This window comes from Mucilaginibacter lappiensis (assembly GCF_900155965.1).
Lineage (GTDB): Bacteria > Bacteroidota > Bacteroidia > Sphingobacteriales > Sphingobacteriaceae > Mucilaginibacter > Mucilaginibacter lappiensis.
Genome location: NZ_FTMG01000002.1, coordinates 617,089 through 641,638, shown reverse-complemented (window position 1 = coordinate 641,638; position 24,550 = coordinate 617,089). Strand labels below are relative to the sequence as shown.

General features: G+C 42.0%; 23 protein-coding genes. 14 read left to right on the top strand and 9 right to left on the bottom strand.

All coding sequences use genetic code 11. From position 1 onward, the window contains the following. Positions 1-17 precede the first annotated feature (17 nt). On the bottom strand, positions 18-2,024 hold the full coding sequence (locus BW976_RS06885) for a M56 family metallopeptidase (RefSeq protein ID WP_076371722.1): 2,007 nt from the start codon (positions 2,022-2,024) through the stop codon (positions 18-20). Between the two features lie 2 nt (positions 2,025-2,026). After that, on the bottom strand, positions 2,027-2,398 hold the full coding sequence (locus BW976_RS06880; RefSeq protein WP_076371720.1) for a BlaI/MecI/CopY family transcriptional regulator: 372 nt from the start codon (positions 2,396-2,398) through the stop codon (positions 2,027-2,029). A 166-nt stretch (positions 2,399-2,564) separates the two neighbouring features. Here BW976_RS06880 and BW976_RS06875 point away from each other — a divergent pair, with 166 nt between their 5' ends. Continuing rightward, complete coding sequence (locus BW976_RS06875; RefSeq protein WP_076371718.1) at positions 2,565-3,968, top strand: MBL fold metallo-hydrolase RNA specificity domain-containing protein; 1,404 nt, start codon at positions 2,565-2,567, stop codon at positions 3,966-3,968. Positions 3,969-4,047: 79 nt separating this feature from the next. On the opposite strand, the gene BW976_RS06870 is transcribed toward BW976_RS06875, so the two are convergent. The 4 genes from BW976_RS06870 to BW976_RS06855 all read right to left on the bottom strand — a co-directional run bounded on the left by BW976_RS06870 (position 4,048) and on the right by BW976_RS06855 (position 9,794). Then, positions 4,048-5,610, bottom strand: coding sequence for a M20/M25/M40 family metallo-hydrolase (locus tag BW976_RS06870; protein WP_076371716.1), 1,563 nt, complete (start codon positions 5,608-5,610; stop codon positions 4,048-4,050). Between the two features lie 614 nt (positions 5,611-6,224). Further along, complete coding sequence (locus tag BW976_RS06865) at positions 6,225-6,917, bottom strand: response regulator transcription factor (protein WP_076371714.1); 693 nt, start codon at positions 6,915-6,917, stop codon at positions 6,225-6,227. Between the two features lie 155 nt (positions 6,918-7,072). Next, positions 7,073-8,881: a sensor histidine kinase gene (locus tag BW976_RS06860; RefSeq protein ID WP_076371712.1), complete on the bottom strand. Its 1,809-nt coding sequence runs from the start codon at positions 8,879-8,881 to the stop codon at positions 7,073-7,075. A 544-nt stretch (positions 8,882-9,425) separates the two neighbouring features. Next, positions 9,426-9,794, bottom strand: coding sequence for a DUF3127 domain-containing protein (locus BW976_RS06855; RefSeq protein ID WP_076371710.1), 369 nt, complete (start codon positions 9,792-9,794; stop codon positions 9,426-9,428). 90 nt (positions 9,795-9,884) lie between these two features. On the opposite strand from BW976_RS06855, the gene BW976_RS06850 reads away from it, so the two are divergent. The 5 genes from BW976_RS06850 (at position 9,885) to BW976_RS06830 (ending at position 14,157) form a co-directional block, all read left to right on the top strand. Continuing rightward, a complete protein-coding gene (locus tag BW976_RS06850; protein ID WP_076371708.1) occupies positions 9,885-11,057 on the top strand; it encodes a THUMP domain-containing class I SAM-dependent RNA methyltransferase in 1,173 nt (390 codons plus the stop codon). Next, the gene (locus BW976_RS06845; protein ID WP_076371706.1) at positions 11,058-11,555 is read left to right on the top strand and encodes a hypothetical protein; all 498 of its coding nucleotides are present in this window, start codon (positions 11,058-11,060) and stop codon (positions 11,553-11,555) included. A gap of 217 nt (positions 11,556-11,772) precedes the next feature. Continuing rightward, positions 11,773-12,012 (top strand): helix-turn-helix domain-containing protein, encoded by a 240-nt coding sequence (locus tag BW976_RS06840; protein ID WP_076371704.1) that lies wholly within the window; start codon positions 11,773-11,775, stop codon positions 12,010-12,012. A 144-nt stretch (positions 12,013-12,156) separates the two neighbouring features. Next, the gene (locus BW976_RS06835) at positions 12,157-12,810 is read left to right on the top strand and encodes an HD domain-containing protein (RefSeq protein ID WP_076371702.1); all 654 of its coding nucleotides are present in this window, start codon (positions 12,157-12,159) and stop codon (positions 12,808-12,810) included. Positions 12,811-12,846: 36 nt separating this feature from the next. Beyond that, entirely contained in the window at positions 12,847-14,157 is a 1,311-nt protein-coding gene (locus BW976_RS06830) for a carbohydrate porin (RefSeq protein WP_076371700.1), read from the top strand. 3 nt (positions 14,158-14,160) lie between these two features. On the opposite strand, the gene BW976_RS06825 is transcribed toward BW976_RS06830, so the two are convergent. Beyond that, positions 14,161-15,045 carry a UbiA family prenyltransferase gene (locus tag BW976_RS06825; RefSeq protein WP_076371698.1) on the bottom strand — a complete coding sequence of 295 codons (885 nt, stop codon included), beginning with the start codon at positions 15,043-15,045 and terminating at the stop codon, positions 14,161-14,163. Between the two features lie 166 nt (positions 15,046-15,211). On the opposite strand from BW976_RS06825, the gene BW976_RS06820 reads away from it, so the two are divergent. From BW976_RS06820 to BW976_RS06785, 8 genes are all read left to right on the top strand, one after another. After that, positions 15,212-15,751, top strand: coding sequence for a YceI family protein (locus BW976_RS06820; protein WP_084192088.1), 540 nt, complete (start codon positions 15,212-15,214; stop codon positions 15,749-15,751). 122 nt (positions 15,752-15,873) lie between these two features. After that, entirely contained in the window at positions 15,874-16,983 is a 1,110-nt protein-coding gene (locus BW976_RS06815; RefSeq protein ID WP_076371696.1) for a type III polyketide synthase, read from the top strand. A gap of 3 nt (positions 16,984-16,986) precedes the next feature. Then, positions 16,987-18,111: an NAD(P)/FAD-dependent oxidoreductase gene (locus BW976_RS06810; protein ID WP_076371694.1), complete on the top strand. Its 1,125-nt coding sequence runs from the start codon at positions 16,987-16,989 to the stop codon at positions 18,109-18,111. Between the two features lie 18 nt (positions 18,112-18,129). Next, positions 18,130-18,828 carry a methyltransferase domain-containing protein gene (locus tag BW976_RS06805; protein ID WP_076371692.1) on the top strand — a complete coding sequence of 233 codons (699 nt, stop codon included), beginning with the start codon at positions 18,130-18,132 and terminating at the stop codon, positions 18,826-18,828. Positions 18,829-18,837: 9 nt separating this feature from the next. Beyond that, complete coding sequence (locus tag BW976_RS06800) at positions 18,838-19,902, top strand: sensor histidine kinase (protein ID WP_076371691.1); 1,065 nt, start codon at positions 18,838-18,840, stop codon at positions 19,900-19,902. Positions 19,903-19,950: 48 nt separating this feature from the next. Further along, a complete protein-coding gene (locus BW976_RS06795) occupies positions 19,951-20,601 on the top strand; it encodes a DUF47 domain-containing protein (RefSeq protein WP_076371689.1) in 651 nt (216 codons plus the stop codon). Positions 20,602-20,621: 20 nt separating this feature from the next. Then, positions 20,622-21,632 carry an inorganic phosphate transporter gene (locus BW976_RS06790; RefSeq protein WP_076371687.1) on the top strand — a complete coding sequence of 337 codons (1,011 nt, stop codon included), beginning with the start codon at positions 20,622-20,624 and terminating at the stop codon, positions 21,630-21,632. Positions 21,633-21,672: 40 nt separating this feature from the next. Further along, the gene (locus tag BW976_RS06785; RefSeq protein ID WP_076371685.1) at positions 21,673-22,407 is read left to right on the top strand and encodes a DUF4197 domain-containing protein; all 735 of its coding nucleotides are present in this window, start codon (positions 21,673-21,675) and stop codon (positions 22,405-22,407) included. Between the two features lie 62 nt (positions 22,408-22,469). Here the strand turns inward: BW976_RS06785 and BW976_RS06780 are convergent, their stop codons facing one another. Both BW976_RS06780 and BW976_RS06775 read right to left on the bottom strand, forming a co-directional pair. Further along, complete coding sequence (locus BW976_RS06780; RefSeq protein WP_076371683.1) at positions 22,470-23,870, bottom strand: carboxypeptidase-like regulatory domain-containing protein; 1,401 nt, start codon at positions 23,868-23,870, stop codon at positions 22,470-22,472. Continuing rightward, positions 23,860-24,429 carry an RNA polymerase sigma factor gene (locus BW976_RS06775; RefSeq protein WP_076371681.1) on the bottom strand — a complete coding sequence of 190 codons (570 nt, stop codon included), beginning with the start codon at positions 24,427-24,429 and terminating at the stop codon, positions 23,860-23,862. The genes BW976_RS06780 and BW976_RS06775 overlap by 11 nt, the downstream gene beginning before the upstream one ends. Positions 24,430-24,550: the final 121 nt, after the last annotated feature.

The window sequence follows — 24,550 nt, the reverse complement described above, 5'->3', positions numbered from 1 at the left end:
ATAAGATTAAGGTTTTATTAATTGTTTTTAGGCTCAAGTATTTTAATTCTCTTTCCTTTGGAAGTAATTAAAATAACCCCATTAGCTCCCTTACTGCCGTAAAGCGTCATAGCCGTAGCTCCTTTCAACACCGCTAAGCTTTCGATAGAGTTGGGCATGATGTACTCCATATCTGATTTATCGATCACTTTGCCATCTAACACATACAATGGCTGAGGGCTTAATCTGCGATCAATACCAAACATTATTTTCTTAACATCATTAGTTGTTGATTTAACGGTATCAACATCACCAGTTCCCATACTAATGCTAAATTTCTCATTCCTTGCTCCAACCATGCCCATTTTACGTGGCTCTGGCTTACCTGATTTATCATCATTAGCCAAGGTAAAGCTGATAGGTACCGAATACTGAACCCTCACGGGCCTGCCGTTTTGTATACCAGGTTTCCATTTAGGAGAAAGGTCAAGTACCCGAATTGCTTCTTCGTCGATGGCTTTACTTATTCCCCGCGTTACTACAATGTTTGATAATGAGCCATCCGCTTCTACAATAAAAGTGGCTATAACCCGCCCTTGCACACCTTTTTCCCTGTCGGCTTTGGGATATTTTACGTTACTGCCTAAAAATTGACCAAAGGCTTCCAGGCCACCCGGAAATTCAGGCACATGTTCAACAGAGGTAAAAACCTGCCCTGTTTCGTCGGTTTTTGGTTTATTATCATCCGGGGCTAAGGTAAAACTAATGGGAACGGAATATTGTACCCTTACCTTTTTACCCCCTTCAATACCAGGAGTCCATTTAGGCGAGGCTTTCAACACCCTGATAGCTTCAGCATCTATCGTTTTACTAACACCTCTTGTCACTTTTAAGCCGGATAAAGCTCCGTCTTTTTCTACCACGAAGGTCACAATAACCCTTCCCTGTGTGCCATTATCGCGATCGACTTTGGGGTACTTGATCCCTTTACCTAAAAACAGACCAAATTTCTCAAGTCCTCCCGGAAATTCCGGTACTTTTTCTACAGCTGTATACACATCACCTTTTTTCCTGACGGTATCTATTTTATTTTCATGAATTATCCTGGAGTCTTGCTTTTTTTCCAAAGATTTGTCTTCACGAAGGACATCACCTAAAAGTGCTGATGTGGCAGGTGTGGTAAATAATTGATGAGCGCTTTTATTGATCACGGTAACCGGCTTGCTATTGTTAATAGTTGCTGATGATAAAATAAGCATCAATATGAACAGAGGGGCGGAGAGACCGTATTTGATGAGTGATATACGCTGTGATTTATTTTTTTGTAACATGATGATACGCTGTTTTAATAAACTGTGATTAAAAAATGGATTAACCAGCTGATGCGCTGGTGATTCAAATGTTTGACTCAGCAGTAATAGGGCGTATTCGGCTTTGTTGGTGCCAGCTTGTACAGCCTGCCTGTCGGCAATGTATTCATGAATATGTTTGATAGCAAAACGGTACATATATACCACCGGATTAAACCAGTTAATGATCATAACCAGCTCAACCAGCATTACATCAGCCGAGTGCCATTGCTTCGCATGAACCTGCTCATGAGCCTCAATTATGGTATTATTAGCATTGGCTTCATCCAGTCGTACTGTACCAAAAAAAGAGTAAGCGGCAGTTGCCTGCGGTTGGTTGATTACCCTTTTTAATTTGATAAGCTGCCAGATGAGCCTTACCGATAAAAACAACATACCAGCGCCATACAAAAAGGCCAGTACCTGACCAATACTGATGTGGCTGGCAACAACGGGCTTAAGACTATAAATCATTACCGGGCTGCTATAAATAGTATATTTTACCTGCTGTGTAATAAACAAGTTTTGCACCCAATCGGCCTGGATCATAGGTATAAAGAACGATAATAACGCGGCCGTTACCAGGTAGATGCGGTTAAGCTGAAAAAATGTCTCTTTCCGCAGCAATAAAACATAAAATACATAAAACAGTACCAGGTAAATATTTACCAGTAATAAGTATTGCCACCAGCTCATAACTATTGGTCTTTAAGTTTTTCAATCAGTTTCATAATGGCATCAGCCTCTTTCAGGTCTATTTTTTCCTTCTTTACAAAAAAGGACAACATCCGGTTCACCGAGTTATCGAAGTAACCACTCAATAACTTATCGGCTGCAAAGTTCTGGTATTGATCTTTGCTTACTATAGGGTGATATTGATGGCTTTTACCAAATGCCTCATGCCCTACAAAGCCTTTTGTTTCCAATATCCTGATAATGGTTGATACCGTATTATAAGCGGGTTTTGGTTCAGGTAGCTGATCGATCACATCTTTTACATAACCTTTTTCCAATTGCCATAATACCTGCATAATTTGTTCTTCGGCGCGCGTTAATTCTTTAATTTCCATAGTACGTGAGTAAATTTTCTTGATGCATTAACCAACACTGCATCAAATTATCCAATTGGTTAATCTAAGTTAGATACTATAAATGAAAATAACAACTAAAGTTTTAGTTTTTATTTTTTATCGGCTTTATTGTGCATCTTCGTTATTACTTTCATACCTATTATAAATGAATATAACTTTTCATGGCGCCGCCCGTACCGTTACCGGCAGCAAGCATTTGATCCGGCTTAAGGACGAAACAAGTATTTTATTGGATTGCGGCATGTTCCAGGGCATGGGCGAACACTCTGAGGACCTTAATGAACATTTTGGCTTCAACCCCAAGAAAGTGGATTATCTGATATTATCACATGCGCATATTGATCATTGCGGATTGATACCACGCCTGGTAGCCGAGGGTTTTAGCGGCCCTATCTTTTGCACATCAGCCACCATGGATCTCGCAAGAATTCTGTTACTCGATTCAGCACATATACAGATGCAGGATGTTGCTTATAGTAACAAACAGCGCGCTCGTAAGGGGCAGCCATTATTGGAACCGTTGTATACAGACGAGCAAGCGATGGCGGCACTCCGCCTATTTAAAATTGTTGAATATCACGAAGAATATCAAATAACGCCCCGGGTAAAATTAATTTTTACAGATGCCGGGCATATTTTAGGTAGCGCCACGGTACATTTATCCATACTGGAAGACGGTAAAACTACCCATATTACGTTTAGCGGCGATGTAGGCCGGTATGACGATCTGCTGTTGAATGACCCTGAAACATTTGAACAGGCTGATTACATTTTGCTGGAATCGACTTATGGCGACTCGCTCCATAAAGAGCAGGGGCCTATTGAAGATGCATTGCTGGATATTATCAAACAAACTTGTGAGATTAAAAAAGGAAAAGTGATCATCCCGGCGTTCAGCGTTGGCCGCACGCAGGAGTTATTGTATGCCTTAAATGCATTGGAATTAAGAGGTGTATTGCCGGATATAAACTATTATGTAGATAGCCCGCTATCGCAAAAGGCTACCGAGGTATTAATGAATCACCCGGAAGTATATAATAAAGAGGTAAAAGAGGTTCTAAAAACAGATGCTAATCCTTTTGGGTTTAAAGGCTTGCGGTTCATACAATCGACAGAAGAATCAAAAGCGTTAAACAACGATCAGCGGCCTTGTGTTATTATCTCCTCATCAGGAATGGCCGAAGCAGGCCGGGTAAAGCATCATATTAAAAACAATATCAACAGTGATAAAAATACTATTTTAATGGTAGGTTACTGCGAACCGAATTCATTAGGCGGCCATTTACTGAACGGCGATCATGAGGTACATATTTATGGCGAGCTTTACGAAGTGAAAGCCGAAGTGAAATCAATCAAATCCATGAGTGCCCATGGCGATTATGAAGACCTATTACATTTTCTGGCCTGCCAGGATGCCGAAAAAGTTAAAAAAATATTCCTGGTTCATGGTGAGTATGAGGTTCAGCAGCACTTTAGCGTTAAACTCAAAGAGGCTGGGTTTAAGCAGGTAGAAATACCTTACCAACACCTCAAGGTAGAATTAGAATAGTATTAATATTTTAAATTTTGTCATTCTGAGCGTAGTGAAGAATCTATTCGCTACGCTCAGAATGACAAAATTTTTCTTTTTAATTAGCAGGCTGCACTTTAGGTAATGCTTTTCTTGGTATCATTTCGGCACGTTCTGATGTATTGTACACAAAAGAGGCGACGATAGTGGCTGCCTGTTTCAGATCATCTTCTACTAATCGGTCATAAGTATCCTGGTTGCTGTGGTGTGTACGCGAACCGTAATCAATAGCATCTTGTATAAATTGAAAGCCCGGGATACCAACCGCATCAAACGACTGGTGGTCGGTGCCACCGGTGTTGCGGATAGTAACCGTTGTAGCGCCCAAATCTTTAAAAGGCTCCAGCCAGGCTTTGAATATAGGGCCAGCAGCCGAATCGCCTTGTAAATAAATGCCGCGTATTTTGCCGGTACCATTATCAAGGTTATAATAGGCTGATAATTTAGCTTGCTCTGGTTTCAGCTGCATGGTTTTAGGGTCGCCAAAATGGTTCAATACATATCCGCGAGAGCCGAACAAGCCTTGCTCTTCCGAACTCCATAAAGCTATACGTATAGTGCGCTTTGGCTTAAAGTTGATGGCTTTTAAAATACGCATGGCCTCCATCATTACCGCGCTACCTGCCGCGTTATCAGTAGCACCCGTAGCGGCGTGCCATGAATCCAGGTGGCCACCTATCATAATTACCTGTTCTTTTAATTTTTTATCCGTACCCGGAATTTCGGCCACTACATCATAACCCTGCAGATCGTCAGTTAAAAACTGAGTTTTGATATCAGCCTCCAGCTCCACCTTTTGGCCTGCCTTTGCCAAACGCAAAATTCGTTGATAGTCTTCACTGCTGGTTTCCAATTCGGGTGCTACTGCTTTGGCAGTATCCGCATAGGAGGCACCATTGGTGGTAAATACGGTACCATCGGTTCCGCGAGCCTGGCTTAATATCAGTGCCGCTTTTTCATCATGTATAAATGCTCTTAAAGTAGTTTGAAAAGCACGCAGTTTACGCATAGCCGCAAATTGCGGAGAGTTTGCATCAGGTTGCCTGCGCCCAGTTGCGGGTTGCATAGTGGCATTGGCCATTTCGGCAAGTTCTTCATCTGTGTAACGGGCAGCGTCTACTTTAAAACTACGTTCAACCAGCGGCTTGGTATCAAATATCACCACTTTACCTTGCAGCTTACCTTTGTATTGATCTAATTCGGCGGCCGAATCAGCTTTCACCACTACAACATCCCCTTTGATCAAACCACCGGTACCAGGTGTCCAGGCTTTGGGGATAGCGATTATAGCATGATAGTAAGGCACCGTGATTGCGGCATAATCTTTTTGAACTTCCCAACCTTTGCCAAATTTACCCCAGGCTTCCAGTTTGGCATTGGCTAAGCCCCAAGTTTTGAGTTGATTAACAGCCCAATTCTGCGCACGCTTTAACCCGGGTGAACCAGCTAAACGGGGTCCGGAAACATCAGTAAGGTAAAAAGCGGTTTCCATTACTTTGGAGTGGTTTAAGCCCTCCTCCCGGATTTTTTGAACAATGGCTGGGTCAACGGTTTCCTGCGCAAATAAAGGCAGGGTAATGCCTGCGGAAATGAGGCATGAAAAAAGTAGTTTTAATTTCATGAGTAATAAATTATGTGATCAGTCGATAACAAATCTATTTATTAATCATCAGAAACAGCAGCAATCCGCTCTTAACAAATTTGTTACAAGTAAGCGCTTTAGGCATTGTATTCAAAAGATGAGGGTAAGCATAATTCCCAAACAGGCAGGCCATTTTATTAAAAAGTGGGTTTACATGGTTTACACTTTTTACGGTTAACATTAATTTAATTATCTTATAATCAAATAATTAACTTTAATTTACCCTCATTTAATGGGTTTAGATGTAAACCCACTTTTAGGTCACCTGAAAGAGTCCTGAGTGGGCTGAACCAACCCTCTACCTCAGGGTCCTCTGCGAGAGACCCTAAGGAGACTAAGGTTAACGTCGTCAATACAAAACGCAGCCCCCCTGTGAGAGCCCCCGAGGGGATATAAATGAAGATTATTCATTGCCGTTGACTTTAGTCGACGGTAAAAGAAACTATTAAGGTGGGCTTCAGCCCAATTATTCAAGCGGCATTTTGGCTAAAGCCCGTTATTTTCAGTCATCATTGCCGTTGACTAAAGTCAACGGCAATGATTTTTACATGATACATAAACAAGCTGAATCAAACTTAAACAGATTCTGCTAATTAATTGATCAACAGCTTATATCCCCTGCCATGTACGTTGATGATCTCTACACTAGGATCGTCTTTTAAATACTTGCGGATCTTGCTTAAAAACACATCCATACTGCGCCCGTTAAAGTAATTATCATCGTGCCAGATGTTCAGTAACGCTTCTTCGCGGGTAAGTACTTCATTTTTACGCATACACAGCAAGCGAAGCAGCTCGGCCTCTTTCGTTGATAATTTTTGGTGATTATCGCCAATAGAGATTGTTTGCAGGGTAAAATCAAATGCGTATTTGCCAATTTTAAATGAGGTTTGCTTTTCTTCCTCCTTCTTTTCCGTATTCTCGGTTCTTTTAAGCATGGCATTAATACGCAGCAATAACTCCTCGATACGGAAAGGTTTGGTGATGTAATCGTCACCACCTAGGTTAAACGCCTGCATCTTGTCTTCGATCATACTTTTTGCTGTTGCAAAAATAATAGGTACATGAGGGTTTATTTTCCTGATCTCTTTACCCAGCGTAAAGCCATCTTTTTTAGGCATCATCACATCCAATATCAACAAGTCATATACCTGTTTGGTAAAGGCACGCAAGCCTTCTTCGCCGTCTTTACATAAAACAACATCAAATTTACCTTTTAACTGCAGGTAATCCTGTAGTAGCGCGCCCAGATTGGCATCATCTTCAACCAGTAGTATTTTTTTCATTTGTTTTTTTTAGTCCGGAAGTCCGATAAATCGGAAAGTCCGGAAGATTATCCTTTATTTGAAAGCCTGATGATCACAAGGAATCCAAAATCTATATTGTTATCTTTTTGCTTTCCAGACTTCCCGATTTATCGGACTTCCGGACAACACCTCTTTTATACTTGCGGAAACTTAAGCTCAAATTCCGAACCTTTGTCTTTTTCAGATCTTACACTTATCGTTCCGTTAAGCCTTTTTACAATGGTATTCACATAGCTTAAGCCCAATCCAAATCCTTTAACATCATGTAAGTTGCCGGTAGGTATTCGATAAAATTGTTCAAATATTCGTGTTTGCTGATCACGGCTCATACCTATACCTTTATCGGCAACCTGAATAAGCACCTGCCCGTTTTTAACCAACGTTGTTATGGTGATATCTGGTGTATCTGCGCTGTATTTTATAGCATTATCAACCAGGTTGTACAACACGTTCGAAAAGTGCAGTTCATCAGCTATGATGGTTGTATTTTCATCAGTGAGATCAAGCGTGGTTTTGGCGTTAAATTTATGTAGTTTGAGCGCCATACTATCAATTACCACGGTTACCATATCGTTCACATCCAGCGGCTTTTTATCCAGCTTAAAATCATTCTTTTCAATGCGGGCTATGTTAAGTACCCGTTCAATATGACTACCTAAACGGGCGTTTTCTTCAAAAATAATATTAGCCAAACGGGATACCCTGCTTTTATCCTCGGTGATCTCGGCATCTTTTAAAGCTTCGCTGGCAATCATGATGGTTGATACCGGAGTTTTAAATTCGTGGGTCATATTATTGATAAAGTCGATCTTCATTTCCGATACCTTTTTTTGTTTGAGGATCGAGAAGATGGTATAACCAAAACAAAATATCAATACCATCAATAAGCCACCAGTAGTACCCATGGTGGCTGTCATATTACGTAATATGAGTGAATTTTTCTGTGGGAATGATAACCTGATCTTACCCGGGTCATTGATCACATCTTTACCAAATATGGGGGTTTGATAGGTATTTGCGGCTATAAATACGGGTTTGTTTCCATCGTTATCAATAGCACTCGAAAATATGAGTGAATCGCTATTGGCGGTTGTTACTTCATAGCTAAAAGGCAGGGAAATACCTTTATTATGCAGTTCAAAACGCAATAAAGAATCAATCCAAAACGGATTTATACGTTTATTTAGCGGCTCACCTGTTTTACGATATTCCTCAGCAAGATTCTCTATTACGGTAGTTTTACCAACGTTTATGTTCTGCAGCGAATCCGTTTCCAGCATTTTCTTGATTTGCGCTACTTGACGTTCCTTTTGTTTCCGGAGCTGCTCACGTTGCCATAACGGATTTATTTGCGGTACAGAAATGAGTTGTTTCCCAAACTGAGGGTCGATATACACATACCTCAAAGTATCGTATTTATGCAGTTTTTTGGTGCGTATAGCACCACTGATACGGGTACGCACTATTTGTGGCGTAAACCGGCCATGTACCACACCCAGCTCATCAGTATACTCCTCTACCTTAACCTGAAAATCTACCGTACCTTCCTGCTGCAGCAGATTGGCCAGTTCATCATCCATTTTTTTATGCATGATCATCCGTTCCAAACTATCGCGTAAAACGGCTATTTTCTTTTCCCGCAGGGTTTGTTTTTTTCTTTTGGGCAGGTACAATTTATTGGCATCGTTTTTTACCACCTTTATTCCGGCATTGGCGTCATCCAGGTTGCTCACCTTTCGCTGCGCCTTGTTACTTAAAAAGTTCATGGCATCCTGCTTACTCACTTTGGATACCACGTTATTAAGCGCCTCGTTTACAGAGCGATCAAACAACTCCGACTGCATCTGGTACGATTGCCGTAAAAAGTATAATTGCATGGCCATTACACCGAGCAGTGCAAAACCCATTAATCCAATTATTAAACCGATGCTTCTTTTCTTCATTTGTTAACAAGCAAAATTATTTTAAAATAACCGTACAACAGTTCCTTTTAACAATTTTTAACAATTATCAATCGGCAATAACCTTTTGACATATAACATTTTGCCTTTCCCCGGCTCATCAACAGCCCGAATTATACAAGATACAAAAATGAAATGGGAAGCGTGCTTTAACTAGGTACAATTCAAGTTGTCGCGCGATGTCGACTCACCCCATCTGCACTTCGCTGGACGACCCTCTCTGCCGCTTTGCGGCAAAGAGAGGGGAGAAAACATTTTGTCATGCTGAACGGAGTGAAGCATCTATTATTGAACTTTTCAATTGTAGAATAGATCCTTCGTTCCTCAGGATGACAAAATTAATAGAAAATGCCCCCTTTGCGCCGTAGGCAGAGAGAGGGCTGTCGAGCGAAGTGATGGCAGGGTGAGTCTAACGTGCGACAATTTGATATATAATGGCTCAAAACCCCTAAATACAAAAAGATCCCTTTTAAAATTAAAGGAATCTTTTTAATATGGATAATATCTTTCTTATCGCACAGCGAAATTAGAATGGCAGATCATCATCATCGGCCGAAGAGGCAATATCTGGTGATGGTGCAGCATACTCGGGTGTGGTAGCGCTTCCGGCACCTGCGGCCAAAGCATTAACCCGCCATAACTGTAACGAATTGAAATAACTTTTTTTACCCGCTTTATCAGTCCAAGGACGACCTTTCAGGTTAAAAAACACTTCTACATCGTCACCTACTTTAACAGCGTCAAGCAGGGCGCAACGATCCTGTATAGCTTCAAACTTTAAATATTCAGGATATTGAGGATTCTCAATATATTCAAGTATTAGCTCGCGTTTTTTAAGTGAATCAGTAACCTGCACTGTTGGCGACACTTCATATACCTTACCTTTAACTTCCATAATAATCTTCTCAAAAAAATTTAAAATGTAAAGTTAATAGATAAGAAATTAAAATAGGGTGTTTTTAATTTATAAATTCGCAAAATAAATATGCAAGTTTTCCACACCGAGAGTAAAATCGTAATTACATGCAACAAAAGGCTGTCGCCTTATTTGCAGCAGGAAGTTGAGGCACTGGGTTTTACACCAACCCGTGTTTTCCAGACCGGCATTGAGCTTCAAGGTACCGTAACCGATACCATTGCGCTTAACCTTAATCTGCGTTGCGCCAGCCAGGTTCTTTATTTACTAAAAAGCTTTAAAGCCGATGACCCTGCCCAACTTTATAATGAGCTGGTTACCATTGAGTGGGAAAAACTGATTGATTTTGCCGGATATTTCTCGGTATCATCCAACGTAAATAACGAACACATTCTTACGCCTTTGTTTGCCAATGTAAAGGTAAAAGACGCCATTGCCGACAGGATAAAATCCATAAAAGGCATACGCCCCAACTCGGGTGCCGAAGCCAACAAAACGCTAATACACCTGTACTGGCAGGATAGCGATGCCGATATTTTTATCGATACATCGGGCGAAACACTGGCTAAGCACAGCTACCGCAAAATACCGGGTAAAGCCCCAATGCTGGAGGCTTTAGCGGCATCAACTGTTATGGCCACCAACTGGGACAGGCAAAGCACGTTCATTAACCCCATGTGCGGATCGGGCACCTTAGCTATTGAAGCTGCTTTACTGGCAACCGATAAATGCCCGGGCCTGTTCAGGATGAACTACGGCTTTATGCATATTTTAGGTTATGATGAAAACGTCTTTTTTACCGAGCGCCGTAAATTAAAAGATAAGGCAAAAAAGGAGACTGGCTTTAAGATCATCGCTACCGATATATCTGCTGATGCTGTTGACATCGCACAAAAGAACGCAAAAACAGCAGGTGTAGACCATTTGATAGATTTTAACGTTTGTGATTTTGAAGACACCGAAGTACCGGAGGATGCAGGCATTGTGATGTTTAACCCCGAATACGGCGAACGCCTGGGTGTACACTCCAAACTGGAAGCCACCTATGCACGCATGGGCGATTTTATGAAAAAGAAATGCCTGGGATACCGGGGTTATATTTTTACGGGCAATCCCGATCTGGCTAAAAAGATCGGTCTTCGCCCGGCGCGAAGAATTGAATTTTACAATGGTAAACTGGATTGCCGTTTACTGGAATATGAGCTGTATGAAGGCAGCAAAAGAGAACCAAAAGAAGCATAAATGAAGAAGATTATATTATTATCAGCTGCTATTTTACTATCAGCTTATTGCAAAGCACAAACCGAACTGGCATTTCCGTTTCAGGGCGGTGGTGCTGTAATGACCCGTTTTTTCAGGGATAGCCTCAAAGTAACGCAGGATATCATTAACAAGAAAGCTACAGGCACCGCCGTATTTAAATTTACGGCCGATGAAAAGGGCACCATCAAGAAAATAATTGTTTATTATGCCGATGATTACGTGCTAACCCTACCCATTATTGAAGCGCTCAAAAAATCAAATCACAAATGGGTGATCCCTGATCATGAGAAATTTCACGATTTTATTATCCCGTTTTCCATCAGCTTTAATCCGCCTGCTATGGCCAGTAATGCAACGATGAAGGATGCTTACAAATTTTATAGCCAGCGTAAACCCATTATATCTTACAACCAGGTGCCTTTGGAGTATGCCACCCTGTTACCAACAGTTGTTGTAAGTTACGATATACCGGAATAAAAATCGTATGGTTTTTAACGCTGAAAGCCCATGATCATTGAATTGCTCATGGGTTTTGTTTTTTTGCACTGTTGTTCTCTTCCATTTTCCCAGTTCCCTTTTTAATCTTTCAGGCAATACATTTAACCCAGTAAAAAAAATTCAATTAAAAATAGAAAAACAAAAATCCATCTGCTTATTAGTTTCGTTAGTTATAGATAACCAATCTATTACGTAAATGAAAGAGATGCTGAATTTCAAAATAAAGGCGATTGCAGCCAATATCAGGAATACCAGGGAGGGCCTGAATTATACGCAAGAATATCTTGCTGCAAAATTGAGTATATCGCAAAATGCTTACAGCAAAATTGAATTAGGTTATACTAAAATAACAGTTGAACGCCTTTTTCAAATAGCTACTATATTAGGCTCAGATGTTCATGAACTCATCGAGACCGAAAAAGTAGTAGCTGCTTAGCTAAGTACAAAGCGGAAGGCATAAAGCCTAAAGCTCGTTTTATATATTATAATCATCAAATGCACAAAAGCGGGGGATAGAAATGTCTTTTTTGCTTTGTGCTTTTACTTTAGGCTTTTGGCTTTAATGGTATCTTTGCTCCCGATGGAACATAGTGAATTGATTGATGCAACCGTACAATTTGTACGCGAAACACTTAAAAACGCCGAAGGTGGCCACGACTGGTGGCATATTCAAAGGGTTTGGACTAATGCCAAATTGATAGCACAAACCGAAAAAGCCGATCTGCTTACGATTGAACTGGCCGCATTATTACATGACATTGCCGATAGTAAATTCCACAATGGCGACGAAGAGATAGGTCCGCGTACTGCCGGCAATTACCTGCAAAGCATACAGGTAGATGCGGCCGTGATTGAACATGTACAGCAGATCATCCGGCACATGTCGTTCAAATCAAGTTTTGATAAACCCTCCTTTCACTCTCCCGAACTGGCTATTGTACAGGATGCCGATCGCCTGGATGCCATCGGCGCCATTGGTATTGCACGCGCCTTTACTTATGGTGGCTTTAAGGGCCGGGAGCTTTACAATCCCGAAATTGAGCCTAATCTGAACATGAGTAAAGAGGAATACAAGAACACATCGGCCCCAACCATCAACCATTTTTATGAAAAGCTTTTATTGCTGAAAGATAAAATGAACACCCCCACAGGTAAAAAGCTGGCGCAGCAACGGCACAATTTTATGGAAACCTATTTAAATCAATTTTATAATGAATGCGGAATGATAAACTAAATAAAGTTTAGTTTCTTTGCCCCAAATTTGAGGTTGATGAAAAAAACGATACTGCTAACTACTCTCCTGCTGAACTTTACCTTATTTGTGTTTGCACAGGATACCCTGAAACAACAGCGTTTTAATCTCCATTTCCAGCAAACTATCATTACCCAATACAAGCCATCATTTGGCGCCCCCTATACCGGCACTAACAGTTTACTTACCAAATCAGAAACACAAAGCTCTATTACTACCACACTTTTTGGTGCAGCCAGGTTATGGAAAGGGGCACAGGCTGTTTTTAATCCGGAATTATCGGGAGGAGCCGGTCTGAGCAAAACGCTGGGCGTAGCCGGCTTTCCTAACGGTGAAACTTTTAGGGTAGGTGCCACGGAACCTAAAATTTATATCGCCCGTTTGTATTTTACCCAAAATTTTGAGTGGGGTAAAGAAAAAGATACCCTTACTGATGATAACAACCAATTGGCGGGCTTAAAAAGTAAACGATACTTCTCCTTTACGGTTGGTAAATTTGGCATGGCCGATTTTTATGATGGTAACGAATTCAGCCATGACCCACGTACCCAATTCATGAACTGGGCCTTAATGGATAACGGCGCCTGGGATTACCCGGCTAATACACGGGGCTATGTTTTGGGCAGCCATTTTGAGCTGGGGCAACCCAACTGGACACTGCGTTTTGCCTTTACCATGTCAACCACTACCGCTAACGGCGCCATCTGGGATTCCAAAATAGGACATGCCAATACACAAACACTGGAGTATGAGCATCGTTACACTATCAACGGCAATAAGGGTACTGTACGGGTATTAGGCTTCCGGAACAATGGTAAAATGGGTGTTTATAGTGAGGCACTGGCCAAAAATCCGGTAAACCCGGTAGTGGATACCAATCTTACTTACGGCAAGCATAAATATGGCTTCGGTATCAGTGCCGATCAGTACCTAAGTAAAGACTTTGGTGTATTTGCCAAAGTAAGCTACAACGACGGCAAAACCGAAACCTGGTATTTTACCGAGATCGACCGTTCATTGAGCTTTGGTGGCACGCTAAAAGGCACATCATGGAAACGCCCCGATGACGAACTGGCTTTAGCCTTCATCGCTAACGGACTTTCAACGCAGCATCGCGATTACCTGGCCGCCGGTGGTTATGGTTTTATTATTGGCGATGGTAAGCTCAACTACGGTCATGAGTTGATAGCCGAGTTGTACTATAAAATAAATGCTTTTCAGAAGAAAGTCTGGCTCACACCCGATTATCAGTTTATCCTGAACCCGGCTTACAATAAAGACCGCGGCCCGGTAAACGTATTATCTTTAAGGGCGCACGTTGAGTTTTAATATCTACCCAAATATCGCCAGCACGCCAAAATAAAGCAGCATACATCCCGAGCTTAAAAAATTCATGCGCATGGCATTTTTATAATCGGCGTTTTTGGTCGATTGACCAACCTTATAAAACCAGTAATTAAAAAACAAAAATATAGGAAGCGCGCACAGCAGGAAAAAATAAAAGTGCAGCATTCGGCCTGCCGAATGCCAGTAATAGTAGGATAAGGCTATCCCCAGGGCAAACAACACACCCGAAAAAATAAAGGAGCCTTTATAACCCAACAACAAGCTGATCGTCCGGTCGCCCCGCCGGCTATCCTCCGCATGCTGATAAACCTGGGTAAGCGGATAGGATGCGCCGATCAAACAAGAACATATACCCCCGGCAACAGCAAAACCAACACCCCAATGTCTGAACAGGCTTAATCCCGCAAGGGCCGAATAAGTGGTATAGTAAATAAATGCCCCCTGGAAAAAGAAGACCGTTAAAAAACTGATAATGGGATACTTTTTTAACCGCGTAGTGGAGTGGCTGTATAGTTTTGACATAATACCGTAAAGCAATACCGCGAAGGCAAATTCCCAACTGATCAGGAAACCCAGCAAAAAGGCCACAGCCTCCAGCAATATCGAAAAATAGTACAAGCTGATATCCACCTCAGGCGGTTTGGCCAGCAGGGCAATGCTTTCTTCATCACGGTCAAAGTAACTGTTATAACCGTTACTTGCCGGAAAAGCCAGTAAATGCCAGATCAAAAATACCAAAACGGCCGGCCAAAAGTGAACATCATGTACCTGGCTAAAAGCAAACAAATATACCGGGAGCAAAAAAACAGAAAACACAAAACGCAAATGCGCCCATGCCGATGGAGTTGGTATTAGCTGTTTTAAGTTCATACTGAGCGGTTATTTGATAGATGGCGGTGATAAATATTATTAAACAATAAAGGCAACCCTTCATAACCTCATAAACGTAATAATAGCAAACATGGTTGCCTTGTGATTACGAATGTAAAAATTGGTGCCTTATAAAATGTTATGTTTGAAAGTACGTTCGTAATTCATGATGAAAAAAATTTATATCGCCGCCATTTTAGCTTTTTTAGTAACCAACAGCTTTGCACAGGTAAAAACAACGATCAACAAATCGGCTATTACTTTTAAAATTAAAAATATGGGTATTAATTGTACCGGCGTTTTTAATGGTTTGCAAGCCGATGTACAGTTTAAACCTGCAGACCTTGCTAGCAGCAGCATCATAGCCTCGGTAGAAACCGCCACCATTAATACCGATAACGAGATGCGTGATAATCACCTGAAAAGCGCTGATTATTTTGATATAACTACTTATCCGAAGATCACGTTAAAGTCGGTTTCATTTAAACATAAAGGCGGAGACAACTATACCGGCAGTTTTAACGTAACTATAAAAGACAAAACAAAGTTGATAGAGATTCCTTTTACTTACACCGAAACGGGTATTACCGCAGTATTTAGCGGCAGCTTTAAAATAAACCGCAGGGATTTTGGCTTAGGCGGCAACAGCATGGTGCTGGCCGACGAAGCTACGGTTACGGTAAATGTGGAAAGTAGTATCAAGTAGCTAGTATCAAGTATCAAGACAGAAGTGATTTTTACTTAGAATGGAACATTCAAAAATCTTGATACCTGATACTAGCTACTTGATACCAATAAACTACTTGATACTAAAAAAACATAACATAGATGGATAGTTGCATCAGTGCCATTGGGATAGCTAATCCCGACAATCGAATAGCTCAAAATGACATTTACCACTTTATGGTGAATGCGTTTGGCTTGGATGCAACTAACGCCGCCAGGTTGAAAAGTATTTATGACCACTCCGGCATTGATTATCGCTATTCGGTGATCCCGGATTTTGGCGCCAGTGATCCATCTCAATATACTTTCTTTAAGCAATCGGCAGATCTGGAACCTTTTCCCGGTACTAAAGAGCGGCTGAAACTTTATGAAAAAGAGGCGATAGCTATTGCTATTAAAGCGGTAAAAAATTGCCTTGCCAGTTTTGGCGATGATATTCTACCTCAGATCACCCATCTGATCACCGTGAGCTGTACCGGCATGCATGCCCCGGGCATTGATATTGAATTGGTGGAGAAGCTGCCACTTAATCGAGATACCGAGCGCACCTGTATCAATTTTATGGGATGCTATGGTGCCATCAACGCGCTCAAAGTATCCGACTATATTTGTCGTGCAAATCCCGAAGCCAAAGTACTGATCGTAAGTATTGAGCTGTGTACCCTGCACTTTCAAAAAAATAATACGCTTGATAACTGGGTAGCCAATTCGCTGTTCAGTGATGGCGCGGCGGCGGTTCTGGTGGAAAATACAGCCAACCGTTCGGGCACAGGAACTTATTTCTCCTTAAAGAATTTTTATACCGAATTTGTGACCGAGGCCCGCGATGATATGGGCTGGCATGTGGGCAATACCGGTTTTGAAATGATATTGACCTCCAAAGTATCCAAGCAGATCAAAAAACATATCGGCGCTTTGATGGAACGTTTTCTGCATAAAGTAAAAATGGATGCCGGGCAGATCACCGCTTATGCTGTACACCCGGGCGGGCGCAAGATATTGGAAGCCGTTGAAATAGCTCTTGATCTTCCTGAAGAAAGCAATGCCTTTGCTTACCAAACTCTGCAAGAGTATGGCAATATGTCGTCGGCCACTATATTATTCGTACTGCAAAAAATGCTGGCTGCACAAAACTTAAAAGAGCAAAAGATCATGAGCTTTGCCTTTGGGCCGGGTTTAACCGTTGAAGGGATGATACTCGAAATGCATTAAACCATGAGCGATGTAATTATAGTCGGTGGCGGTTTGGCAGGCTTATTCAATGCCATTTTATTAAACCGGGCCGGTCTTCAGGTTACTGTGATCGAAAAGAAAACATACCCCACGCACCGGGTATGCGGCGAATATATCTCCAACGAAGTAATTCCCTTTTTGAGCAAACTGGATATTGATTTGGAACCCTTGCAGGTGGCCCGGATCAATCGACTGGAGGTAACCGCGGTATCAGGCACCAAACTTTCGCAAAAACTGGACCTGGGTGGCTTTGGTTTAAGTCGCTTTACTTTTGATAACCTTTTGTATCACAAAGCTATGGCCGAAGGCGTAAACGTGATGCCTGGTACACGGGTAGAGGATATCCGCTTTGTTAATGATCATTTTGAGGTGGTCACACCCGGAAATGTCATGACAGCGCCACTTGTTATAGGTTCATTCGGCAAACGATCCAATCTTGATCAAAAATTAAAACGCCCTTTCTTTTATAAACGGAGTCCATACCTGGCCGTGAAATTCCATGTACGCATGGATTTTCCAGATGATCTTATCCAGCTCAACAATTATAAAGATGGCTATTGCGGCGTAAGCAAAACCGATGGCGACCGTTACTGCATGTGCTACATGGCCCATCGGGATGACCTTCGCAAGCATGGGACTCTTGAAGGCCTCGAGCAAAACGTAATTCGCAAAAACCCATACCTGGATGATATTTTTAGCAAGGCTGAATTTCTGCTGGACAAACCCGAGGTGATCAACGAAATATCCTTCGAAAAAAAGGCCCCGGTTGAAGATCATATCCTCATGAGTGGCGATACTGCCGGCATGATAGCCCCGCTTTGCGGCAACGGTATGACTATGGCTATCCATTCTGCTAAAATATTATCCGAAAAGATCATCGCCCATTACCAGCCTGCAAAATTCACAGCCCATAAACGTGCAGCTTTAGAAACCGATTACACCCATAGCTGGAACAAGGAGTTTGCCCGGCGCCTTTGGGTTGGCAGGCAATTGCAGCGATTGTTTGGCAATAACACCACCACAGCGCTTACCTTAAATATGCTGAATGGCCTGCCCCCTGTATCCCGTTTTTTGATCAGTCAAACCCATGGCAAACCTTTCGCCTAACCACCACGTATTTACTATATGCCTGATTTAACCATACGCGCTTCCGATGTCGAAATAATGGACGATTTTGCCCTGCCAGCCAGCGAGATTGAGCCCGTATTGGCCGGTTTAGGCCAGGTAAACGCTTTATTGGGCGGTCATAAAAACCTGATTAAAGCTTTAAAGAACTTCCCTGTACGTACCGGTTACGCCATAAGCGATTGGGGCTGCGGTGGCGGCGATGCTTTAATTGCCATAGCCAAATGGGCAGCTAAAAACAATTTGCAGCTAAATTTAACCGGTATCGATGCGGCACCTGCTGCTGTTAATTTTGCCCGTCAGGAATCGGCGGGATTTATGAATATCGACTATCTGCAAGCCGATGTGATTACAGATACAGATCGTATTAAACCCTGTGATATTGTTATCTGCAGCCTGTTTACCCATCACTTTGACGACGAACGATGGATAACGCTCATCAAAAACATGAATGCATCAGCTCGCAAGGGCATTATCATTACCGACTTGCACCGGCATTGGCTATTGTACTATGCTATTATAGCGATAACCCATGTTTTTACCCGGAGTAAAATGGCCCGTAATGACGGCCCGCTATCCGTAAAACGCGCCTTCAAAAAAGCCGAATTGGTTACTTTATTAAAAAATGCAGAAATTGATAACTATAATTTAACATGGCATTGGCCATTCCGCTGGCAGTTAATCGTCTACAAATCGTAACTTTACGATATGAATTTGCGTGTACTGGTTTTAATAACCGCCCTGGGCGTGGCAATAACGCTATCTGCCGTTAACTTTTATTTTCAGCACAAGTGGTACGATGTTATGGTAACCTTCCTGGCTACGCTCATTACCAGCTATGTGGTTTTCTATTACCTCATCGAAAAATACATCTACTCGCGCATTAAGCTTATCTATAAGCTTATCCATAACTTAAAGCTGGGCCGCGATCTGCGTGATGCGCTTGGCGAACACGTAAGCGCCAATCCTATCAACGATGTAGAATCGGAAGTAAAAGAATGGGCCAAGCAAAAAAAGATTGAGATTGACGAGCTGCGTAAACAAGAAAAATTCCGTCGCGATTTTCTTTCCAATATATCGCACGAGTTTAAAACACCGCTTTTTGCCATCCAGGGTTATATTGAGGCCCTGCAGGATGATGATTTTGACGATCGTGATATGGCACGCCAATTTTTAGAGAAAGCCTCTAAAAACGTGGATCGGCTGAGCTACCTGATCAAAGATTTGGACGAAATTTCCAAACTGGAATCAGGCGAAATACCGATCAATTACAGCAAGTTTAAGATCAATGACCTCATCAAAGAGGTTTTTGAATCATTGGAGATCAAGGGTAAGCAATATCATATTAAATTAATATTTAAACAAAAATACGACGAGGGCATCCTGGTATATGCCGACCGGGAAAAAATACGCCAGGTATTGGTTAACCTGATTGACAATTCCTTTAAATATGGTAAGGAAGAAGGCAGTACTTCGGTAAGTCTTTTTGTACTGCATGACCAGGTATTAGTTGAGGTGACCGATGATGGTATCGGCATCGAAGAAAAGTTCCTGCCACGCTTATTTGAGCGTTTTTACCGTACCGATAGCAGCAGGTCAAGGCAAATTGGCGGCTCGGGTTTAGGGCTGGCCATTGTAAAACATATTATAGAAGCGCATCAGCAAACCATTAATGTACGCAGCACCGAAGGCTTAGGTTCCACATTTGGCTTTACCCTGCAAATTGCCAAACAAACCTTACATTTACCCAATATACCCGTGTTAAAAAGTTAACATTAACTTAACATAAGCAAACGTACCTTTACCCCAATTTAAAGCATTATGTCACTTAACAGCATATTCCAATACTTTGTACCCAAGGACAAGAAAATATTTTTCCCCCTATTTGAGCAGGCGGCAAGCAATGTAGTTACCATGGCTACCGTATTGGTTGAGGCTGTTAACTCCAACAATCCTGCAACCCAGGAAGAGCTTTACAAACAAATAGATAAGCTGGAGAACAAAGGTGATGAGCTAACCCACCAGATATACCTGGAACTGGGCAAAAACTTTATCACCCCGTTTGACCGCGAAGATATACATGCACTGGCTACCGCTATTGATGATGTAGCTGATTATATTCATGGGGCTGCTAACCGCATGAGCCTTTACAAGATTGATGACTTTAATGAGCATATCCGCAAGCTGTCTGACCTGATATTACAGGCCAGTATCGACCTGGAAAAAGCTGTAAAGGAATTAAAAGACCTTAGGAACGTACGTAACATAGCCGACTCCTGCATCAGGATAAACAGTGTGGAAAACCAGGCCGACTATGTATTTGACCGCGCCGTAGCCGATCTGTTTCTTTATGAAAAAGACGCTATCCGCCTAATCAAATACAAAGAAATACTTGCCGCACTTGAAACCGCTACCGATATGTGCGAAGACGCGGCCAACGTTATGGAATCAATTTTAGTTAAAAACGCTTAAGCATACTTAATCATCACTAAATGGTTACCTCCCTACTTGTTGTCGTAATTGCCCTGGCACTTATTTTTGATTATACCAATGGCTTTCACGATGCAGCCAACTCCATCGCCACTATAGTATCTACCAAAGTATTAACACCTTTCCAGGCAGTACTGATGGCGGCAGTGTTTAATTTCGCAGCATACTTTTTTATCAAAGATCATAAAGTTGCCAATACCGTTTCCAAGATTGTATTGGAGCACTTTGTGACCATCCATGTGATACTCGCTGGCTTAATTGCAGCCATATCCTGGAATTTAATAACCTGGTGGTTTGGTATCCCTTCAAGTTCTTCACACACGCTTATCGGTGGTTTTGCCGGTGCGGGTATGGCCAACGCTATCTATATGCACGTTAATCCATTGAATGCGATTGAAATGCACTATGTATTAACCATCATAGCCTATATAGTTTTAGCGCCGTTTATTGGTTTGGTTATAGCCTACCTCATTACCATCCTGATACTGCATATCTGTAAAAGGGCCAGACCTGCCGTTGCCGAACGCTGGTTTAAAAGACTGCAACTCTTATCAGCAGCAGCGTTAAGTTTTGCGCATGGTGGTAACGATGCCCAAAAAGTAATGGGTATATTATATGTAACGCTAATTACCTCTGGTGTAATTAAATCTGGTGCACCGATGCCGGAATGGATCCCGCTGGCTTGCTATACTGCTATTGCAGCAGGCACCATGTCTGGTGGTTGGAAAATTGTAAAAACCATGGGTTCCAAAATCACTAAGGTAACCCCGTTAGAAGGTGTAAGCGCGGAAACAGCAGGTGCTGTTACCTTATTTATTACCGAACGATTTGGCATCCCGGTTTCAACAACACATACTATTACAGGTTCTATTATTGGTGTAGGTTTAACCAAACGCGTTTCGGCGGTACGCTGGGGCGTTACCATTAACCTGGTTTGGGCCTGGATCATTACTATACCTGTATCAGCCCTTATTGCCGGGGGTATATTTGCACTGATACACCTGATAGGATAACTTTTTTATTGCCTGCAATTTTTTACTAAATTTAATCATTATGAGAACAAAGTTTTTAGTAATTACCGGATTGCTGGCACTGATAACGTTAGCCAGCTTCGACACACCCGACCAGACTGCACATGCTGCAGTACAGCCAACCCAAACCATACCCACCAACCTGGAGATAGGTAATGGTCTTAAACAGGCGCTTGAAGTAGCTACAGGCAAAAGCTCAGACCAGCTATCGGCAGTTAATGGTTTTTTTGGAAACGCTGCTGTTAAAATACTTTTCCCGCCAGAAGCTCAAAAGGCCGAAAAAACATTACGCAGCCTGGGTATGGGTAAATTGTGCGATAATGTGATATTATCACTTAACCGCGCTGCTGAAGATGCTGCGAAACAGGCAAAACCTATTTTTGTGGATGCTATTAAGCATATGTCGCTGCAGGATGTAACCAACATTTTGATGGGAAATCCGGATGCGGCCACGCAATATTTTGAACATGCTACTACCGCCCAGTTATCGGCTAAATTTAAACCGGTGATACAAGGCAGCCTGAACAAAGCTAACGCCACTAAGTATTATACTGATGCTGCACAAGCTTACAATAAAGTGCCATTTGTAAAAAAATTGAATCCGGATATCAGTGATTATGCTACTCAAAAAGCTATCTCGGGCTTATTTATCGAAATAGCGAAAGAGGAATTGAACATCCGCCAGAATTTAGGCGCCCGCACTACGCCATTATTGCAAAAAGTATTTTCTTTTGCCGATAAGAATAAGAAATCCTGATCGGGAAAATATCTCATAAAAGAAAGAGCGATGAAAAAATTCATCGCTCTTTCTTATTTGCCCTATTGCTGCTTCTGGAATTTCACCTTTACAGTAACCTGTTCGGGCTTGTGGTTATTGTTCCCAATCCATGATGGCCCGTTTTTGATCAGGTCGATGGCTTTTTGATCGGCCACTGTATTCAGGCCTTTCTTGATCTTAAAATCATTTAATGATCCATCGGCCGCTACGGTGAAACTTACGCTTACATTACCGATGCTACCATCGGGCAAAACCGCATTGCTTTGTAAATATTTTTTAAAGTCGCTCCAGTTATTTTGCGGGTGCGCATTTTGCGATACCGGTTCGGTTAAATCATCATCCTTTTTGCTACCGTAGCCTGTTACCACAACCTCGTTAAGCGAACTGGAGGCATCCTTCAGCTCAACCTTTAAGCTATCACCTACTTTTGCGCTTATTTGTTTACGCTCAAAGCCTATGGATGCAATGTCAAGGGTCTCATTTGCCGAGGGCGAGGCCGAAAGTGCAAATTTACCATTGGTATCCGTTACTGTTGATTTATTAGTTCCTTTGATACGTATAGCTGCCCCAATTACCGGCGAGCCATCACCCTTTGAAATAATGATACCTGTTATCCGGCTGGCTTCAGCCTGTGATTTAGGATCTGCCGGAATCACCGTTAACCCGTCTACTTTCCCGGGTAATATAGATGCTTTGGCTGCCTTCGATCGTCTCAAGGCTATGGTATTATCCAGGCTATCCTTTTTACTTTGCGAAGTATAACCTATTACCACGGCCTCACTTAACTGTTGGGTATTATCTTTTTTATAGGCGGGTATAATAACTTCGCGTAAAACCGGGCTTGCAGGCTGCTTAGCCTTATTATACGCATAATCAGTTGCTGGAGATGCAGCAGCTTGTTTATTATCCGTAGCAGATATTTCCTGTTGATAAACGGCCTTATCATTGGGTTGGGCAACAGGCTGCTTAATAACATCTTTCACTACAGGCGCTGGTTTTATGTTTTGTGCCACCAATGCTTCAGGATGAGCTGCAGGCGTATTTGGAACAACTACAGTATCTTTTTTAGGTGGTACCACCTGTGTTTTATTGGCCTGCGGGGCTTGCACAACATCCGCTACTCTTTCTCTTTCAACTATAGGAGATGAATTTTTCAACCATAATCCACCAATAGTTAATATTACTAAAATGGAGGCCGCTATTGACCACACCTTCCATGAAATAACCCTACCTTTCTTTTCGGCGGTACGTTCCTGCAGGCGACCGCCCAGTTTGCTCAGGTTTCCTTGCTGATCTTTCCCGCTCATTTCATAACCTTCCAGGGCATCCATCAAAAACGGATCGTCAAGGGCTTCGTGCTCCAGCTGGTGCATAGCCTTGGCATTAAGCTCCCCGTTAAGGTACTTCCTGATCTGCGATATGTCGGCTTTTTTATTGCTCACTGCTCTCCAGGCAAATTTTCAAATTCCGTTTGCCATTTTGTATATAACTTTTCACCTCATTTAAACTAAACCCGGTTATATCAGCCACTTCTTTATAACACTTCTCTTTTAAATAAAACAGATCAATACTTTGTTGCTGCGCTCCTGTTAGTTTATCAATACAGCGTTCCAAGGCTTTATAAGCTTCTTCACGGTTATTATCATCAGGATGCAAAAGCGGGGTAAATTCCATAACCTCATCCAAAGCAACCACCTCTAATTTTTTACTGCTCCTTAACTGCATCAAGCAATAATTGCGCCCCAGCACATACAACCAGCTCCTGAATATGCTGATATCATGCTGTTTTACTTTAACAACCAACTCCTCAAATATCCCCATCACGGCGTCTTTGGCCTGCTCTTCATCCTTCAGATATTTTAAGCAAACGCCATAAACCAAAGGCATATATCTTTCATACAGCTGCCCTAAAACAGCAAGATCACCGTTATCACGGTAAACAGCTAACAGTTCGGCATCAGTTGATGAATTTAGTTTATTTGGTTTGATAAAATTGGTCATTAAACACCGCCAAAATAAATTTTTTAAATCGTTTATGGAAATTAAGCTGCTGTAACATCCTTATTAAAATGAAAGCAAATGTGCAGATCCCCGATGTGCAAATATGCAGATGAGGTTCTGT

What these genes read in the sequence shown, in the direction of transcription:
- BW976_RS06885 (WP_076371722.1), bottom strand. Translation starts at nt 2,024, where the DNA reads ATGAGCTGGTGGCAATACTTATTACTGGTAAATATTTACCTGGTACTG.
- BW976_RS06880 (WP_076371720.1), bottom strand. Translation starts at nt 2,398, where the DNA reads ATGGAAATTAAAGAATTAACGCGCGCCGAAGAACAAATTATGCAGGTA.
- BW976_RS06875 (WP_076371718.1), top strand. Translation starts at nt 2,565, where the DNA reads ATGAATATAACTTTTCATGGCGCCGCCCGTACCGTTACCGGCAGCAAG.
- BW976_RS06870 (WP_076371716.1), bottom strand. Translation starts at nt 5,610, where the DNA reads ATGAAATTAAAACTACTTTTTTCATGCCTCATTTCCGCAGGCATTACC.
- BW976_RS06865 (WP_076371714.1), bottom strand. Translation starts at nt 6,917, where the DNA reads ATGAAAAAAATACTACTGGTTGAAGATGATGCCAATCTGGGCGCGCTA.
- BW976_RS06860 (WP_076371712.1), bottom strand. Translation starts at nt 8,881, where the DNA reads ATGAAGAAAAGAAGCATCGGTTTAATAATTGGATTAATGGGTTTTGCA.
- BW976_RS06855 (WP_076371710.1), bottom strand. Translation starts at nt 9,794, where the DNA reads ATGGAAGTTAAAGGTAAGGTATATGAAGTGTCGCCAACAGTGCAGGTT.
- BW976_RS06850 (WP_076371708.1), top strand. Translation starts at nt 9,885, where the DNA reads ATGCAAGTTTTCCACACCGAGAGTAAAATCGTAATTACATGCAACAAA.
- BW976_RS06845 (WP_076371706.1), top strand. Translation starts at nt 11,058, where the DNA reads ATGAAGAAGATTATATTATTATCAGCTGCTATTTTACTATCAGCTTAT.
- BW976_RS06840 (WP_076371704.1), top strand. Translation starts at nt 11,773, where the DNA reads ATGAAAGAGATGCTGAATTTCAAAATAAAGGCGATTGCAGCCAATATC.
- BW976_RS06835 (WP_076371702.1), top strand. Translation starts at nt 12,157, where the DNA reads ATGGAACATAGTGAATTGATTGATGCAACCGTACAATTTGTACGCGAA.
- BW976_RS06830 (WP_076371700.1), top strand. Translation starts at nt 12,847, where the DNA reads ATGAAAAAAACGATACTGCTAACTACTCTCCTGCTGAACTTTACCTTA.
- BW976_RS06825 (WP_076371698.1), bottom strand. Translation starts at nt 15,045, where the DNA reads ATGAACTTAAAACAGCTAATACCAACTCCATCGGCATGGGCGCATTTG.
- BW976_RS06820 (WP_084192088.1), top strand. Translation starts at nt 15,212, where the DNA reads ATGATGAAAAAAATTTATATCGCCGCCATTTTAGCTTTTTTAGTAACC.
- BW976_RS06815 (WP_076371696.1), top strand. Translation starts at nt 15,874, where the DNA reads ATGGATAGTTGCATCAGTGCCATTGGGATAGCTAATCCCGACAATCGA.
- BW976_RS06810 (WP_076371694.1), top strand. Translation starts at nt 16,987, where the DNA reads ATGAGCGATGTAATTATAGTCGGTGGCGGTTTGGCAGGCTTATTCAAT.
- BW976_RS06805 (WP_076371692.1), top strand. Translation starts at nt 18,130, where the DNA reads ATGCCTGATTTAACCATACGCGCTTCCGATGTCGAAATAATGGACGAT.
- BW976_RS06800 (WP_076371691.1), top strand. Translation starts at nt 18,838, where the DNA reads ATGAATTTGCGTGTACTGGTTTTAATAACCGCCCTGGGCGTGGCAATA.
- BW976_RS06795 (WP_076371689.1), top strand. Translation starts at nt 19,951, where the DNA reads ATGTCACTTAACAGCATATTCCAATACTTTGTACCCAAGGACAAGAAA.
- BW976_RS06790 (WP_076371687.1), top strand. Translation starts at nt 20,622, where the DNA reads ATGGTTACCTCCCTACTTGTTGTCGTAATTGCCCTGGCACTTATTTTT.
- BW976_RS06785 (WP_076371685.1), top strand. Translation starts at nt 21,673, where the DNA reads ATGAGAACAAAGTTTTTAGTAATTACCGGATTGCTGGCACTGATAACG.
- BW976_RS06775 (WP_076371681.1), bottom strand. Translation starts at nt 24,429, where the DNA reads ATGACCAATTTTATCAAACCAAATAAACTAAATTCATCAACTGATGCC.